The sequence below is a fragment of the Variovorax sp. dw_954 genome (assembly GCF_018449755.1).
Taxonomy (GTDB): Bacteria; Pseudomonadota; Gammaproteobacteria; order Burkholderiales; family Burkholderiaceae_C; genus Variovorax.
Map to the genome: position 1 here is coordinate 102,463 of NZ_JAAVVD010000006.1, position 12,582 is coordinate 115,044.

13 protein-coding genes are annotated in these 12,582 nt (G+C 67.7%); 6 read left to right on the forward strand and 7 right to left on the reverse strand.

The window, feature by feature from the left end; all coding sequences use genetic code 11:
• Nucleotides 1-126 precede the first annotated feature (126 nt).
• From HB681_RS11950 to HB681_RS11965, 4 genes are all read right to left on the reverse strand, one after another.
• Entirely contained in the window at nucleotides 127-1,158 is a 1,032-nt protein-coding gene (locus HB681_RS11950; protein ID WP_213955044.1) for an ABC transporter ATP-binding protein, read from the reverse strand.
• 403 nt (nucleotides 1,159-1,561) lie between these two features.
• On the reverse strand, nucleotides 1,562-2,401 hold the full coding sequence (locus HB681_RS11955) for an ABC transporter permease (protein WP_213955210.1): 840 nt from the start codon (nucleotides 2,399-2,401) through the stop codon (nucleotides 1,562-1,564).
• An 8-nt stretch (nucleotides 2,402-2,409) separates the two neighbouring features.
• Nucleotides 2,410-3,357: an ABC transporter permease gene (locus HB681_RS11960; RefSeq protein ID WP_213955045.1), complete on the reverse strand. Its 948-nt coding sequence runs from the start codon at nucleotides 3,355-3,357 to the stop codon at nucleotides 2,410-2,412.
• A gap of 3 nt (nucleotides 3,358-3,360) precedes the next feature.
• Complete coding sequence (locus HB681_RS11965) at nucleotides 3,361-4,926, reverse strand: ABC transporter substrate-binding protein (RefSeq protein ID WP_213955046.1); 1,566 nt, start codon at nucleotides 4,924-4,926, stop codon at nucleotides 3,361-3,363.
• A gap of 148 nt (nucleotides 4,927-5,074) precedes the next feature.
• Here HB681_RS11965 and HB681_RS11970 point away from each other — a divergent pair, with 148 nt between their 5' ends.
• From HB681_RS11970 to HB681_RS11980, 3 genes are read left to right on the forward strand one after another with little or no spacing between them, the layout of a single operon-like run.
• Nucleotides 5,075-5,467, forward strand: a complete 393-nt coding sequence (locus tag HB681_RS11970) for a RidA family protein (protein ID WP_213955047.1) — start codon at nucleotides 5,075-5,077, stop codon at nucleotides 5,465-5,467.
• A gap of 17 nt (nucleotides 5,468-5,484) precedes the next feature.
• Nucleotides 5,485-5,805 (forward strand): type II toxin-antitoxin system prevent-host-death family antitoxin, encoded by a 321-nt coding sequence (locus HB681_RS11975; RefSeq protein WP_345944662.1) that lies wholly within the window; start codon nucleotides 5,485-5,487, stop codon nucleotides 5,803-5,805.
• Nucleotides 5,802-6,215, forward strand: a complete 414-nt coding sequence (locus HB681_RS11980; protein WP_256353935.1) for a type II toxin-antitoxin system VapC family toxin — start codon at nucleotides 5,802-5,804, stop codon at nucleotides 6,213-6,215. Before HB681_RS11975 ends, HB681_RS11980 begins: the two co-directional genes overlap by 4 nt.
• A gap of 8 nt (nucleotides 6,216-6,223) precedes the next feature.
• On the opposite strand, the gene lolD is transcribed toward HB681_RS11980, so the two are convergent.
• Nucleotides 6,224-6,943, reverse strand: a complete 720-nt coding sequence (lolD, locus tag HB681_RS11985) for a lipoprotein-releasing ABC transporter ATP-binding protein LolD (RefSeq protein WP_213955049.1) — start codon at nucleotides 6,941-6,943, stop codon at nucleotides 6,224-6,226.
• Nucleotides 6,936-8,192 (reverse strand): lipoprotein-releasing ABC transporter permease subunit, encoded by a 1,257-nt coding sequence (locus HB681_RS11990; protein WP_213955050.1) that lies wholly within the window; start codon nucleotides 8,190-8,192, stop codon nucleotides 6,936-6,938. The genes lolD and HB681_RS11990 overlap by 8 nt, the downstream gene beginning before the upstream one ends.
• Nucleotides 8,193-8,341: 149 nt before the next feature.
• On the opposite strand from HB681_RS11990, the gene HB681_RS11995 reads away from it, so the two are divergent.
• The 3 genes from HB681_RS11995 to HB681_RS12005 all read left to right on the forward strand — a co-directional run bounded on the left by HB681_RS11995 (nucleotide 8,342) and on the right by HB681_RS12005 (nucleotide 11,692).
• Nucleotides 8,342-9,313: a hypothetical protein gene (locus tag HB681_RS11995; protein WP_213955051.1), complete on the forward strand. Its 972-nt coding sequence runs from the start codon at nucleotides 8,342-8,344 to the stop codon at nucleotides 9,311-9,313.
• Nucleotides 9,310-11,067 (forward strand): single-stranded-DNA-specific exonuclease RecJ, encoded by a 1,758-nt coding sequence (recJ, locus tag HB681_RS12000; protein ID WP_213955052.1) that lies wholly within the window; start codon nucleotides 9,310-9,312, stop codon nucleotides 11,065-11,067. The genes HB681_RS11995 and recJ overlap by 4 nt, the downstream gene beginning before the upstream one ends.
• 127 nt (nucleotides 11,068-11,194) lie before the next feature.
• Nucleotides 11,195-11,692, forward strand: a complete 498-nt coding sequence (locus HB681_RS12005) for a Spy/CpxP family protein refolding chaperone (RefSeq protein ID WP_213955053.1) — start codon at nucleotides 11,195-11,197, stop codon at nucleotides 11,690-11,692.
• Between the two features lie 3 nt (nucleotides 11,693-11,695).
• Here the strand turns inward: HB681_RS12005 and HB681_RS12010 are convergent, their stop codons facing one another.
• Entirely contained in the window at nucleotides 11,696-12,382 is a 687-nt protein-coding gene (locus HB681_RS12010) for a hypothetical protein (RefSeq protein WP_256353884.1), read from the reverse strand.
• Nucleotides 12,383-12,582 lie beyond the last annotated feature (200 nt).

Genomic DNA, 12,582 nt, shown 5'->3' on the forward strand with positions numbered 1-12,582 from the left:
TATTGGCTCCTTCTCCCGCTTGCGGGAGAAGGCGGGGGATGAGGGCGGGGGTTTGGCGCAGCGCCCTCACCCCGGCCCTCTCCCGCGCGCGGGAGAGGGAGAGGGACGGGGAGAGGGAGTAGTCGGTCATGCGGCTTGCTCCAGGGCGAGGTTTTCTGCGACCCGGATGCAGCGCGCCTGGCGGCCGGGAAGGTTGGTGAGCAAGGGCGGCATCGCGACGCTGCACCCGGCGATGGCCCGGTCGCAACGCGGCTCGAACGCGCAGCCCGGCGGCGGCGCCAGCGGACTCGACACCTGCCCGCGAATCGCGAACAGGCGCTTCGGCTTGGGCTGGCCGGGCGTATGCGATGCCTTGCCCGGCAGGCAGGCCAGCAGGCCCTGCGTGTAGGGATGCTCCGGCTGCGCGAACATCGGCCGCACGGGAGCGCTCTCGACCACGCGCCCCGCATACATCACCACCACGTCGTCGGCATGGTGCGCGACCACGCCGAGGTTGTGCGTGATGAACAGGATGCTCATGCCGGTCTCCGCCTGCAGGCGGCGCATCAGCATCAGGATCTGCGCCTGGATGGTCACGTCGAGCGCGGTGGTCGGCTCGTCGGCGATCAGCAAGGTCGGGTCGCAGGCCATGGCCAGCGCGATCATCACCCGCTGCCGCATGCCGCCCGAAAGCTGGTGCGGATACTCGTGGACGCGTTGCGCGGCAGCCGGGATCTCGACCAGTTCGAGCATGCGCAGCGCCTGCGCCATCGCTGCCTTTTTGTCGACGCCCTTGTGCAGGCGCACGCTCTCGGCGATCTGCTCGCCGATGCGGAAGACAGGGTTGAGGCTGGTCATCGGCTCCTGGAAGATCATCGACAGCTCGTTGCCGCGCAGCCGCCGCATGTCCTGCGTGCCGAGCGACAGCAGGTCGACCGTGCTGCCGTTGCGCGTGACGAAGGCGGTCTTGCCGCTGACCTGCGCATTGGCGGTCTTCGGCAGCAGGCCCATGAGCGTGAGGCTGGTGACCGACTTGCCCGAGCCCGATTCGCCCACCAGCGCGGTGGTCTTGCCCGGCATGATCGAGAAGCTCACGTCGGCGACCGAGCGCACCAGGCCGTCTTCGGTGGGGAAGGCGGTGCTGAGGTTGTTGACGGTGAGTCGAGGTGCGGTTGTCATTTCAGTGGCTCCAATGCGCGTTGGTTGCGAGGTGCGTGTTGGTTCCGAGGGGCGTGGGAGGCGCGATGGTCCGGGGTGCGCGCAGAGGCCACTGGGTATCCCCTTCCGCGAATGTCCCCCGGCTTCGCCTCCTCCTTTATTTCGCTGCAGGGGACACCCAGCGCCCTCTGCACGGGTGACGCCGCGCCGTGCCACCGCCCGAATTCCCGCCTGAACAACGACCGCGCGTCTGGATCACGTCGATGGTGTGCTCCACGCAGCGAAATAAAGGAGAAGCCGGCGGCCGCAGGCTGACGGCGGGGGACATTCGCGGAGTGGAGTACGCCGTCGGCGTGATCTCGCCACGAACGCCTCACCAACCTCAGTCCGGACACGCCGCTTGAACAGGCAAACAAGTGCTTCATCACGCTGCCTTCTTGAGTTTGGGATCGAGCAGGTCGCGCACGCCGTCGCCCAGCAGCTGCAGCGACAACGCCGTGAAGATGATCGCCAGCCCCGGGAACAACACGACCCAGAAGGCCTTGTCCGCATACTGCTGGCTGCCCGCGACCATCGTGCCCCAGGTCGGGATCTCGGGCGGCACGCCGACGCCGAGGAAGGACAGCCCCGCCTCGGCCAGGATGGCGTACGCAAAGATGAACGACACCTGCACCAGGATCGGCGACATCAGGTTCGGCAGGATGTGCCGCCACAGGATGCGCGAGGTGCGCACGCCCAGCGCGCGCACCGCCTCGACGAACAGCAGCTCACGCACCACCAGCGTCGATGCGCGCACCACCCGTGCCACGCGCGGCGTGTAGACCAGCACCAGCGCCAGCACCACGTTGCCCAGCGAGGCGCCGAGGATGGCCACCAGCGCGATCGCCAGCAGGATGTCGGGGAAGGACATCATCGCGTCGACCACGCGCATCAGCGGCGCATCGAGCTTGCGGAAGAAGCCCGCGACCAGGCCGAGGATCGTGCCGAAGACCACCGCGCCGAGCGCGGTGAGCGCCGCGATGCTCAGCGAATAGCGCGCGCCGTGCACGATGCGCGCATACATGTCGCGGCCGAGTTCGTCGGTGCCGAGCAGGTGCTCGGCGCTCGGCGCCTTCAGCCGTTCGAGCACAGCGGTGTCGTTCGGGTCGGCCGATGCAAAGATCGGCGCGCCGATGGCGAGCACCGCGATGATGAGCAGCACCACGGCCGACACCATCACGATGCGACGGTGCATCAACTGGCGCACCATGCGGGGAAGCTTGATGGACATGGTCAGACTTTCACGCGCGGATCGACCACGGCATACAGCAGGTCGATCGAGAAGTTGATGAGCACGTAGATGGCCGCGATGACAAGCAGCGCGCCCTGGATGACGGGATAGTCGCGGCGCAGCACCGCATTCACCACCAGGCTGCCGACGCCCGGCAGGCCGAACACCGTCTCCGTGACGACGGCGCCGCCGATCATCAGCGCCACCGTGAGACCCAGCACCGTGACGATCGGCACCAGCGCATTGCGCAACGCATGCTTGAGCACGACGGTGCTTTCCGACAGGCCCTTGGAACGCGCCGTTCGCACATAGTCTTCACCCAGCACGTCGAGCATCGAGGCCCGCGTGAAGCGGATGATCAGCGCCGAGTTGAGGATGCCCAGCACCGTGGCCGGCAGGATCAGCGCATGGATGCGCTCGGCGAAGGGCGCATCCGGCGCGCCGTAGCCCGACACCGGGAACCACCCCAGCGACACCGCGAAGATCTGGATCAGCACGATGCCGAACCAGAAGCTCGGGATGCTCGCGCCCAGCATCGCGATGCCGGTGAAGAACTGGTCGATCGCCTTGCCGCGGAACACCGCGGAGATGATCCCGCACGGCAGCCCGATCAGCGCCGCGATGGCCACCGCCATCAGCGACAGCAGCGTGGTCGGTTCGGCCCGCTCGGCCAGCGCCTGCGTCACCGGCCGCTGCAGGAAGATCGACTGGCCGAGGTTGCCCTGGAGCACCTCGCGGATCCAGTAGCCGAACTGCACGGGCAAGGGCTTGTCCAGGCCGTATTCCTTCTGCACGCGGGCGATGTCGGCGGCGGTGGCCTGGTCGCCCAGCAGCACCGACACCGGATCGCCCGAGGCGGCGCGCGTGAGCACGAAGACGAGCACCGCGACGATGGCCAGCACGATGGCCATGCCGGCCGCGCGCGAGGCGATGAAACGAAGGGCGTTCATTGCTTACTTGATCTTTGCGTTCCAGAAGAACGGCCAGGTCGCGGGCTGGTAGTTGTCCAACGCCGGGCTCTTGGCTGACAGGCCGTTGAACTTGCCGACGTTGATGTAGGGCACCTCGGCATAGACCACTTCCTGCACCTTGCCCCAGAGCGCGCCGCGCTTGGCCGGATCGCTTTGCGTGTTGAAGGCGTTGAGCGCCGCCTTCTTGGCCGGCGTGTCCCACCAGCCCGGCGCGCCGTCGCCGAGTTGCGGCGGCGACAGCATCGGCTCCGGGAACTGGCCCGAATGGGTCACGTAGATGTCCCACAGCTTCGGGTCATTGCGGCGTTGCACCAGCGTGGCCCAGTCGACCACGTTCATCTCCACCTTGAAGCCGGCGCGCTTGAGTTGCTCCTGCATCAGCAGCGCCATGTTGTAGTGGAAGTCGTACTGGCGGCTGGTGAGGATGCGGATCGGCTCGCCCTTGTAGCCGGCCTTGGCCGCGGCTTCCTTGGCCTTGGGTGCGTTGCGCTGGTTGTACTGGTCGGCGCCGGTCGTCGAGAAGAAGGGCGAGCCCTTGGGAAAGTGGTTCGGCTCGACGGCGAAGAAGCGCTGGTCGCCAAAGCCCGCGGCCAGCATCTCGCCCTCGCCGAGCGCAGTCTGGATCGCCTGGCGCACGCCGAGGTTGGCGGCCACGCCCTCCTTGGTGTTGAGAACCAGGTACGGGAAGCCGAAGGCCGGCGTCATGATCGGCACGGTCTTGCCGGCGGCCTTCTCCAGGCGCGGCAGCGCTTCCACCGGCAGCAGGTCGGCGAAGTCGTACTGGCCGGCCAGCGAGCCTTCGACGCGCGTGCTCGCATTGGGCACCGGCACGAAGCGCAGTTCCTCGATCAGCGCCTCGCGCTTGCCGCCGTAGCCATTGGCCGGCTCCTTGCGCGGGCTGTACTTGTCGAAGCGCGACAGCAGCACGAACTGGTCGGGCTTGCGTTCCTTGAACTTGTAGGGGCCGGTGCCGACGAAGTCCTTCAGCGGCGTGGCGATCGAGTCCTTGGCCATGATCGCGGCCATGCCGCTGGGCAGCGCGAGTTGCGACACCAGCGGCGCATAGGGCTCCTTCAGCACGATCTCGACGCCCTGCGGGCCCTTGGCCTTGATGCTGTCGATCTCCTTGCTCACCGCCTTGCCGCGCGGCGACTGCTCCATCCAGCGCTGCAGGCTGGCCACCACGTCGTCGGCGTTGAGTTCGCGGCCGTTGTGCAGCATGACGCCCTTGCGCAGCGTGATCGAGTAGCTCTTGCCGTCGGCCGAGACCTTGGGCAGCGACTCGGCCAGCATCGGCACCACGTTCCACTTGGCATCGAAGGTGTAGAGCGTTTCGTAGACGTGCTGCATGATGGTGCCCACCAAGTCGGCGGTCGATGCCATGGGGTCGAGCGTCTGCGGCTCCGCGACCATCGCGAGCGTCGCGTAGTTGCGCGGCGCCTGGGCTTTTGCAGGCATCGCGACACAGAGGGCCGCGAGCAGGGACGCACCGACAAAGGCGCGCTTGGTGGGCGCGTGCACTGCACGCAGAAGGCTGGCATCGAACATCGGGAACTCCTTGGTGGGGGCTGTCGTTCTGAAAAAAACTTTCACGACGCAGACTTTGATGCATCATCCGTGCCAAATCATGCGGATTTACCCTATGTTCGCACGATATTTCTGAAATAGAATTTCAAATCATCCACTGGAGACTCCCATGCCCCTCGAATTCCTGGGCGGTTCGCCCACCGCCTCCGACCGCCAGGTCCGCCCGCTCTCCCCCGCCGTGCGCGCGGGCGATTTCATCTATGTGTCGGGCCAGGTGCCTGTCAATGCAGACGGCGAGATCGTGGTCGGCGGCATCGAGGCGCAGACGCGCCAGGTGATGGAGAACCTGAAGGCCGCGCTCGCGCTCGGCGGCGCCACGCTCGACGACGTCTGCAAGACCACCTGCTGGCTGCACGACGCACGCGACTTCGGCGCCTTCAACCGCGTCTACATGAGCTATTTCAAGGGCGAAGGCCGCCCTGCCCGCTCGACCACCGAGGCGCGCCTGATGGTGGATGCAAAGGTCGAGATCGATTGCATTGCGTACAAGCCGAAGGGCTGAGCCTTTCGCCCCCTTGGTTGCGCGCAGCCATTCAATGTCATAACATACAGACATTGTTGATTTCAGGGGGCCTCATGTCAACTCCTCATACCTTTTCGAGCCGCGATTTCACACGCGATGTGGGCGCGGCAAAGCGCGCGGCTTCCGAGGGCCCCGTCTTCATCACTGATCGCGGCCGACCGGCGTTTGCGCTGTTGCGGATCGAGGAGTACTACAGACTCGCCGGCAAGCGCGAAATGTCCCTTCTTGAATTGATGGACAGCCTGCCCGGCACCGAAGGCATCGAGTTCGAAGCCCCGCGCGCCGACATCCAACTGAAGGCGGCAGAGTTCGACTGATGTTCGTGCTCGATACGAACGTTCTCTCCGAACTGCGACCCGGCCAGCCCAATGCTTCACCCAGCGTACGGGCCTGGGCGGCAAGCATTCCGGAAAGTCAGTTCTTTCTCTCGGCTGTGACCGTCCTGGAACACGAGAAAGGCATCTTGCAGTTGGAGCGCAAGACACCGCCAGCGGGTGCCGCGCTGCGGGCGTGGTTCGATGCCATGCGCCGCGCTTTCGAAGGACGCATCCTGCCGTTTACAGAGGACGCTGCGATCAGATGCGCGCGCATGCACGTGCCAGATCCGAAGAGCTATCGGGATTCGATGATCGCGGCCACCGCGCTTGCGCACGGCTTCACTGTTGTCACTCGCAATGTCGGCGACTTCGCCGGCACCGGCGTAAGCTTGTTGAATCCTTGGGAATAGCGAGGCGGCTACGCCAGCCGGCCCTGCACCAGTCGAAGCACCCTGTCGCAGCGCTTCGCCAGCGACTCATCGTGCGTGACCATCACGAACGCAGTGCCGTGCCGGCGCGCCAGGTCGAGCATCAACGCGAACACGCCATCGGCCGTGCCCCGGTCCAGGTTGCCGGTCGGCTCATCGGCCAGCACGCAATCGGGTTGCGTGACGAGGGCACGTGCAATCGCAACGCGTTGGCGCTCGCCGCCGGACAGCTCCGCCGGCCGATGCTGCACACGCTCCGCCAACCCCACCGCCGCCAGCATCTTCGACGCGGATTCATACGCCGCCGATGGCGCCATGCGCCGGATGCGCAGCGGCATCGCAACGTTGTCGAGCGCACTGAACTCCGGAAGCAGGTGATGGAACTGGTAGACGAAGCCCAGGTGCTGGTTGCGCAATCGCCCCTGCTCGGCGGGATCGACCTTCGCGATGTCCTTGCCATGCAGTTCCACGCTGCCATCGGTGGGCGCATCGAGCCCGCCCATCAGGTGTAGCAGCGTGCTCTTGCCGGAACCGGAGGCGCCGACGATGGCCAGCGTCTCGCCCGCGCGCACGTCCAGGTTGACCCCATGCAGCACGGTCAGGTCGATGCGGCCTTCATGGAAGCGCTTGGTCAGCCCGCGCACCTGCAGCACCGGGCGGATGTAGGGATGGCTCGTGCCGGACAGCACGACCTTCGGTGTCTCACTCATAGCGCAGCGCCTCGGCAGGGTTGACGCGGCTCGCGCGCCAGCTCGGGTACAGCGTCGCCGCGAACGCGAGGATCAGCGAGATGATGGTGATCGGCAGGATGTCGCTGCGCTGCGGGTCGCTCGGCATCTTGCTGATGAGGTAGATGTCCTTCGGCAGGAAGCTCGCGTGGAACAGATGCTCCAGCCACGGCACGATCACGTCGATGTTGTAGGCAATGCCCAGGCCCAGCAGCAGCCCGCCGAGCGTGCCCATCACGCCCACCATCGCACCCTGCACCACGAAGATGCCCATGATGCTGCGCGGGCTCGAACCCAAGGTGCGCAGGATGGCGATGTCGGCGCGCTTGTCGGTCACGGTCATGACCAGCGTCGACACCAGGTTGAACGCGGCCACCGCGACGATCAGCGTGAGGATGATGAACATCATGCGTTTCTCGACCTGCACCGCCGCGAACCACGTCTTGTTCTGCCGCGTCCAGTCGCGCACCAGGAAGCTGCCCGGCAAGGTGGCCGCAAGCTCGTCGGCCACGTCGCGCGCCTTGTTCAGGTCCTTCAGCTTGATGCGGATGCCGGTTGGGCCTTCGAGCCGGAACACGCGTTGCGCATCCTGCTCGTGGATCATGGCCAGCGCCGAGTCGTATTCGTAGTGGCCCGAATCGAAGGTGCCGACCACCGTGAACTGCTTGAGCCGCGGCACCACGCCCGCGGGCGTGACCTGGCCACCGGGCGCCACCAGCGTGACCTGGTCGCCTTCGCGCACGAACAAGGAACGCGCCAGTTCACCGCCGAGCACGATGCCGAATTCGCCGGGCACCAGCTTGTCGAGCACGCCCTGTTGGGCGGTGGTCGCGAAGTCGGTGACCTGCGGCTCCAGCTTCGGCTCGATGCCGCGCACCAGCGTGCCCTTCATGTCCTCGCCACGTGCGACGAGCGCCTGCGTCGCGATGAAGGGTGCAACGCCGATCACCTCGGGGTTCTTGCGCGCGGCCTCCATGATCTGGTCGATGCCCTGCAGGCCCTGGCCGTCGCGCGACAGGATCTCGATGTGCGACACCACGCCGAGCATGCGATCGCGCACCTCCTTCTGGAAGCCGTTCATCACCGACAGCACGATGATCAGCGCGGCCACGCCCAGCCCGATGCCGAGCATCGACACGCCGGAGATGAAGGAAATGAAACCGTTGCGCCGCGTCGCCCGGCCAGCGCGCGTGTAGCGCCAGCCGAGTTGCAGTTCGTAGGGAAGACTCATATCGGTTGTGTTGCGCCGGGCGTTACACGCAATGCCCGGCGTGGGGATGGATGATCGTGGAATTGTGGCATCCCGGATGAGGCGCCCCTGTCATCCATGGCCCTGCAGGCGCATCGGGATGGGTGTCGATTCAGCGGGACAATGCAGGCATGGTCGAAACCACTCCAGCGCGTCACTTGTTGATTCCCTTTGCCGGCCGCGGTTCCCCCGCCTGCCGTGCAGCATTGCCCGGCCTCCGCCTGCCCAGGCTCGAAGCCCTGCTCGCGCGACTCGCGCCGGCCGGCACCGACACGCAGGACGACACCACTTTTTCACCACCGCACGAACGCGCCCTGGCCGCCGCACTGGGCCTGCAGGCCGCGGACGGCTGCATCCCATGGGCCGCGCAAGACGCACGACGGCTCGGCCTGCCGGGCAGCGAAGGCGATACCGCCTGGGGCTGGATCGACCTCTGCAACTGGCAGGTCGATGTCAGCGACGTGGTGCTGGGCGATCCTGCCCACACGCAACTGGAGGCGGCCGAATCGCAGGCCCTGCTCGACGCGGCCCGTCCGCTGTTCGAGGAGGACGGCATCGGCCTGCATGCCACGCCGGCGCCGGGCCGATGGCTCGCCAGCGGCGAACTGTTCCGCGCCTTGCCGACCGCTTCGCTCGACCGCGCCATCGGCCACTCGATCGCGCAGTGGTCGCACATCACCGATGCCGGCCGGCCGCTGCGCCGCCTGCAGAACGAGATCCAGATGCTGCTCTACACCGAGCGCGTCAACGACCAGCGGACCGCACGTGGACTGCCGCCCATCAATTCCTTCTGGCTGAGCGGTACGGGCGCGTTGCCGGCGTCGGTGCAGCCGGACGGCGCCGAACCGACCATCGTCGCTGCCTTGCGCGACGCCGCCCTGCGTGACGACGGCGACGCCTTGGCCGCAGCCTGGCAGGCTGTCGATGCCGGGCCGGTCGCCGAACTGCTGGCCACTTGCGAAAGCGGCGCCGACGTGGCCCTCACGCTGTGCGGCGACTCGGCGGCGCAGCGCTTCTCTGTGCAGCAGCGTGGCTTCTCTGGCTGGGTCAAGCGCACCTTCGGCAGCCGTCCACGCGCGGCCGCGGTGCTCGAGGCGCTATGAAGATCATTGCCCGCGACATCCCGCCGCGCAGTGTCTGGGCGCTCGAGCAGGCCGGCGTGCATCCGTTGCTGGCGCGCCTCTACGCGTCGCGCGGCGTGCTCGGGAAGGACGAGCTCGACGACGGCCTCGCACGCCTGCTGCCGCCCGCCACGCTGCGCGGCACGCAGGAGGCGGCCGTGCTGCTGGCCGACGCCATCCGCGACAACAAGCGCCTGTGCATCGTGGCCGACTACGACTGCGACGGCGCGACCGCCTGCGCCGTGGCCGTGCGCGGCCTGCGGCTGCTGGGCGCGGCCCATGTGAGCTACCTCGTGCCCGATCGCGTGGTGGACGGCTACGGCCTCACGCCGCCGATCGCCGAGCGCGTGGCAGCCACCGGCGCCGACATGCTGATCACGGTCGACAACGGCATCGCCAGCGTGGAGGGCGTGGCGGCGGCCAAGGCGCGCGGCCTGGCCGTGCTCGTCACCGACCATCACCTGCCCGGCCCGGAACTGCCCGCCGCCGACGTGCTGGTCAATCCCAACCAGCCCGGCTGCGCCTTCGAGAGCAAGAGCATCGCGGGCGTCGGCGTGATGTTCTACGTGCTGCTGGCCCTGCGCGCCGAATTGCGGGCGCGTGGCGTGTTCGATGCGGCGCCCGGCGCCGGGCCGGCCCAGGGTGCAGCCGCGGCACCCGCCGTGCCCCAGCCCAAGCTCGACGTGCTGCTGCCGCTGGTGGCCCTGGGCACCGTGGCCGACGTCGTCAAGCTCGATGCCAACAACCGCCGCCTCGTCGCCCAAGGCCTGCGCCGCATCCGGGGCGGACAGATGCCGGTGGGGCTGGCCGCGCTGTTCAAGGCCGCCGGCCGGGCCTCCGCCGTGGCCACGGCCTTCGACTTCGGCTTTGCGCTGGGCCCCCGCATCAACGCGGCCGGCCGACTGGCCGACATGACGCTCGGCATCGAATGCCTGCTCACCGACGACGCCGGCCGCGCCGACGCGCTGGCCCGCACGCTCGACGGCATCAACCGCCAGCGGCGCGACATCGAAGGCGACATGCGCGACCAGGCGCTGCGCCTGGCCGAGTCGCTGATCGACGAGGGCGCCCTGCCGCCCGCGGCCATCAGCGTCTTCGATGCCGGTTTCCACGAAGGCGTGGTCGGCATCGTGGCGTCGCGCCTCAAGGACCGCTTCCACCGGCCGACCTTCGTCTTCGCAGCCAGCGCGGCCGATGGCAAGTCACATGAACTCAAGGGCTCCGGCCGCTCGATCCCGGGCTTTCATCTGCGCGACGCGCTCGACCTCGTGGCCAAGCGGCATCCGGGCGTGCTGCTGCGCTTCGGCGGCCACGCGATGGCGGCCGGTTGCACCATCGCGCGGGAGCACTTCGGCACCTTCGAGCAAGGCATGGCGCAGGTCGCACGCGAGTGGCTCGCCGCCGCCGCGCTCACCCGGCAGATCGAGACCGACGGTCCGCTGGCGCGCGAGTACATGCGCGTGGACCTGGTCGACACCCTGCACCGCGAGGTCTGGGGTCAGGGATTCGCGCCGCCGACCTTCAGCGAAGAGGTGGAAGTGATCTCGCAGCGGCTGGTGGGCGAGAAGCACCTGGCGTTGAAGCTGCGGCACCAGGGCCAGCCGGTCGACGGCATGTGGTTCAGCCATACCGAGCCGCTGCCCTCGCGGGTGAAGCTGGCCTTTCGCCTGGATGCCGACGAATGGCAGGGCGTGCGCCGCGTGCGCTTCCTGGTGGAGGGCGCCGAGGTCGATTGATACGACCTCGGCCGCGGGGGATGAAGCCGGGCTGGCCGACCTGGCAAGCCCTTGGCGCAAGGGCTTTACCGCGCCTTTACCGCCGCGCAACCGGCGCGATCATTTCGCGCTCTCCAATCGCCGGACGATGAAGAACTTCCAGAAATCGATCGGCATTGCACTCTTGCTGGCCGCATTGGGTGGCCAGGCGCTGGCGCAGTATGGCGGCATGGGCGGCGGTGGCATGGGTGGTGGTGGCGGCGGCCGCCGCGGCCACGGCGCCGACACCACCGGCACTTCGCGCACCGGCGAGGCGCCGCCGGGCCCGCAAGCGCGGGCGAGCCAGGTCAACGACAAGCTCTATGACCTGCGCACGCGCATGCAACTGACGCCGGAGCAGGGCAAGCTCTGGGACAGCATGTCGGACCAGATCTGGGACATGACCGTGCACGCCGGCCCGGCACGCGCACCGGCAGAAGACGACGCGCAGTCCGCGCTGCTGGCCGTGCAACGACGCGCCGCCGACGCACAGGACCGCGCCACACGCCTGCAGAAGCTGGGCGACACGATCGGCAAGCTGTATTCGGCCCTGACGCCCGAGCAGCAACGCATATCGGACCAGTCCCTGCCGGCCCTGATCCCCTGAAGCTCAGGGCCGCGTGAATTCGTAGTTGAGCCCGACGAAGAAGGAATGCACACGGTCCGATCCGGTGCCGATGCGTGCCGCCGTGACATCGAGGCTGATCAGGGGCGTGAAGCTGTAGCGCACGCCGCCGCGCGTGGTCCACAGGTTGAAAGCCCGGTTGTGCTCGGCAATCACGGACCAGGCGGGGTTGAGCGCGTATTCGATCTGCGCACCACCGCGCGCGGTTGGCTTGCCCGTGATGGGCGCCCAGTCCATGCCAAGGTTGAAGTGAAACTGCAAGGGCTCCGTGACACGCCAGGTCACGGGCAACAGGACTTGGCCGCCGGTGCGCGCACCATCCGTCACGTCGAAGACCAGGTTGCCCTCCAAGGCGGCGCTCAGCGGCGCATCGGCCGCCTGGCCGTAGTACGTCCATTTCACCTGCGGCCCGGCGAACACCTGGCTGCGATCGCCGGAGCGTGCAAAGCGGTCCAGGTTCAGCCCCACCTCGACCGGGCCGACCCGGCAGGCCGGCCCCAGGTGCTGGCCGTTGAGCGCCGGGCTGGTGTCGGTGTGGCTGGCCCAGACCTCGACCAGGCATTGGCCAGGGTCCAAGGTGCCGGCGTCGTCCACGTCGAAGTGGCCGCCGGCCTGTACATGGCTCGCCAGCAATACACCCCCGCCAACCAGGAGAGCCCCGCCTCGGATCATCGTGCGCTTGTAGTTAATCTTCGCCTCCGTTTTTTTTCATTCTAGGGAGGAAGGATTGCAGAGCGATGAAAGGCGGCGCGTCCTGCGGAGCCGATTCCGCGTGCGCTCGAACGGGCCGCGCGGCAAGCTTGCGCGAGGTCATGCGCATCAAACCGGGCGCTGCCGACGGGGATCGGCCGGAGCAACGGCCTGCCCCGCGT

Excerpts from the sequence above, each read along its gene's own strand:
- HB681_RS11950 (WP_213955044.1), bottom strand. The coding sequence starts at position 1,158 with ATGACAACCGCACCTCGACTCACCGTCAACAACCTCAGCACCGCCTTC.
- HB681_RS11960 (WP_213955045.1), bottom strand. The coding sequence starts at position 3,357 with ATGAACGCCCTTCGTTTCATCGCCTCGCGCGCGGCCGGCATGGCCATC.
- HB681_RS11965 (WP_213955046.1), bottom strand. The coding sequence starts at position 4,926 with ATGTTCGATGCCAGCCTTCTGCGTGCAGTGCACGCGCCCACCAAGCGC.
- HB681_RS11970 (WP_213955047.1), top strand. The coding sequence starts at position 5,075 with ATGCCCCTCGAATTCCTGGGCGGTTCGCCCACCGCCTCCGACCGCCAG.
- lolD (WP_213955049.1), bottom strand. The coding sequence starts at position 6,943 with ATGAGTGAGACACCGAAGGTCGTGCTGTCCGGCACGAGCCATCCCTAC.
- HB681_RS11990 (WP_213955050.1), bottom strand. The coding sequence starts at position 8,192 with ATGAGTCTTCCCTACGAACTGCAACTCGGCTGGCGCTACACGCGCGCT.
- HB681_RS11995 (WP_213955051.1), top strand. The coding sequence starts at position 8,342 with ATGGTCGAAACCACTCCAGCGCGTCACTTGTTGATTCCCTTTGCCGGC.
- recJ (WP_213955052.1), top strand. The coding sequence starts at position 9,310 with ATGAAGATCATTGCCCGCGACATCCCGCCGCGCAGTGTCTGGGCGCTC.
- HB681_RS12005 (WP_213955053.1), top strand. The coding sequence starts at position 11,195 with ATGAAGAACTTCCAGAAATCGATCGGCATTGCACTCTTGCTGGCCGCA.
- HB681_RS12010 (WP_256353884.1), bottom strand. The coding sequence starts at position 12,382 with ATGATCCGAGGCGGGGCTCTCCTGGTTGGCGGGGGTGTATTGCTGGCG.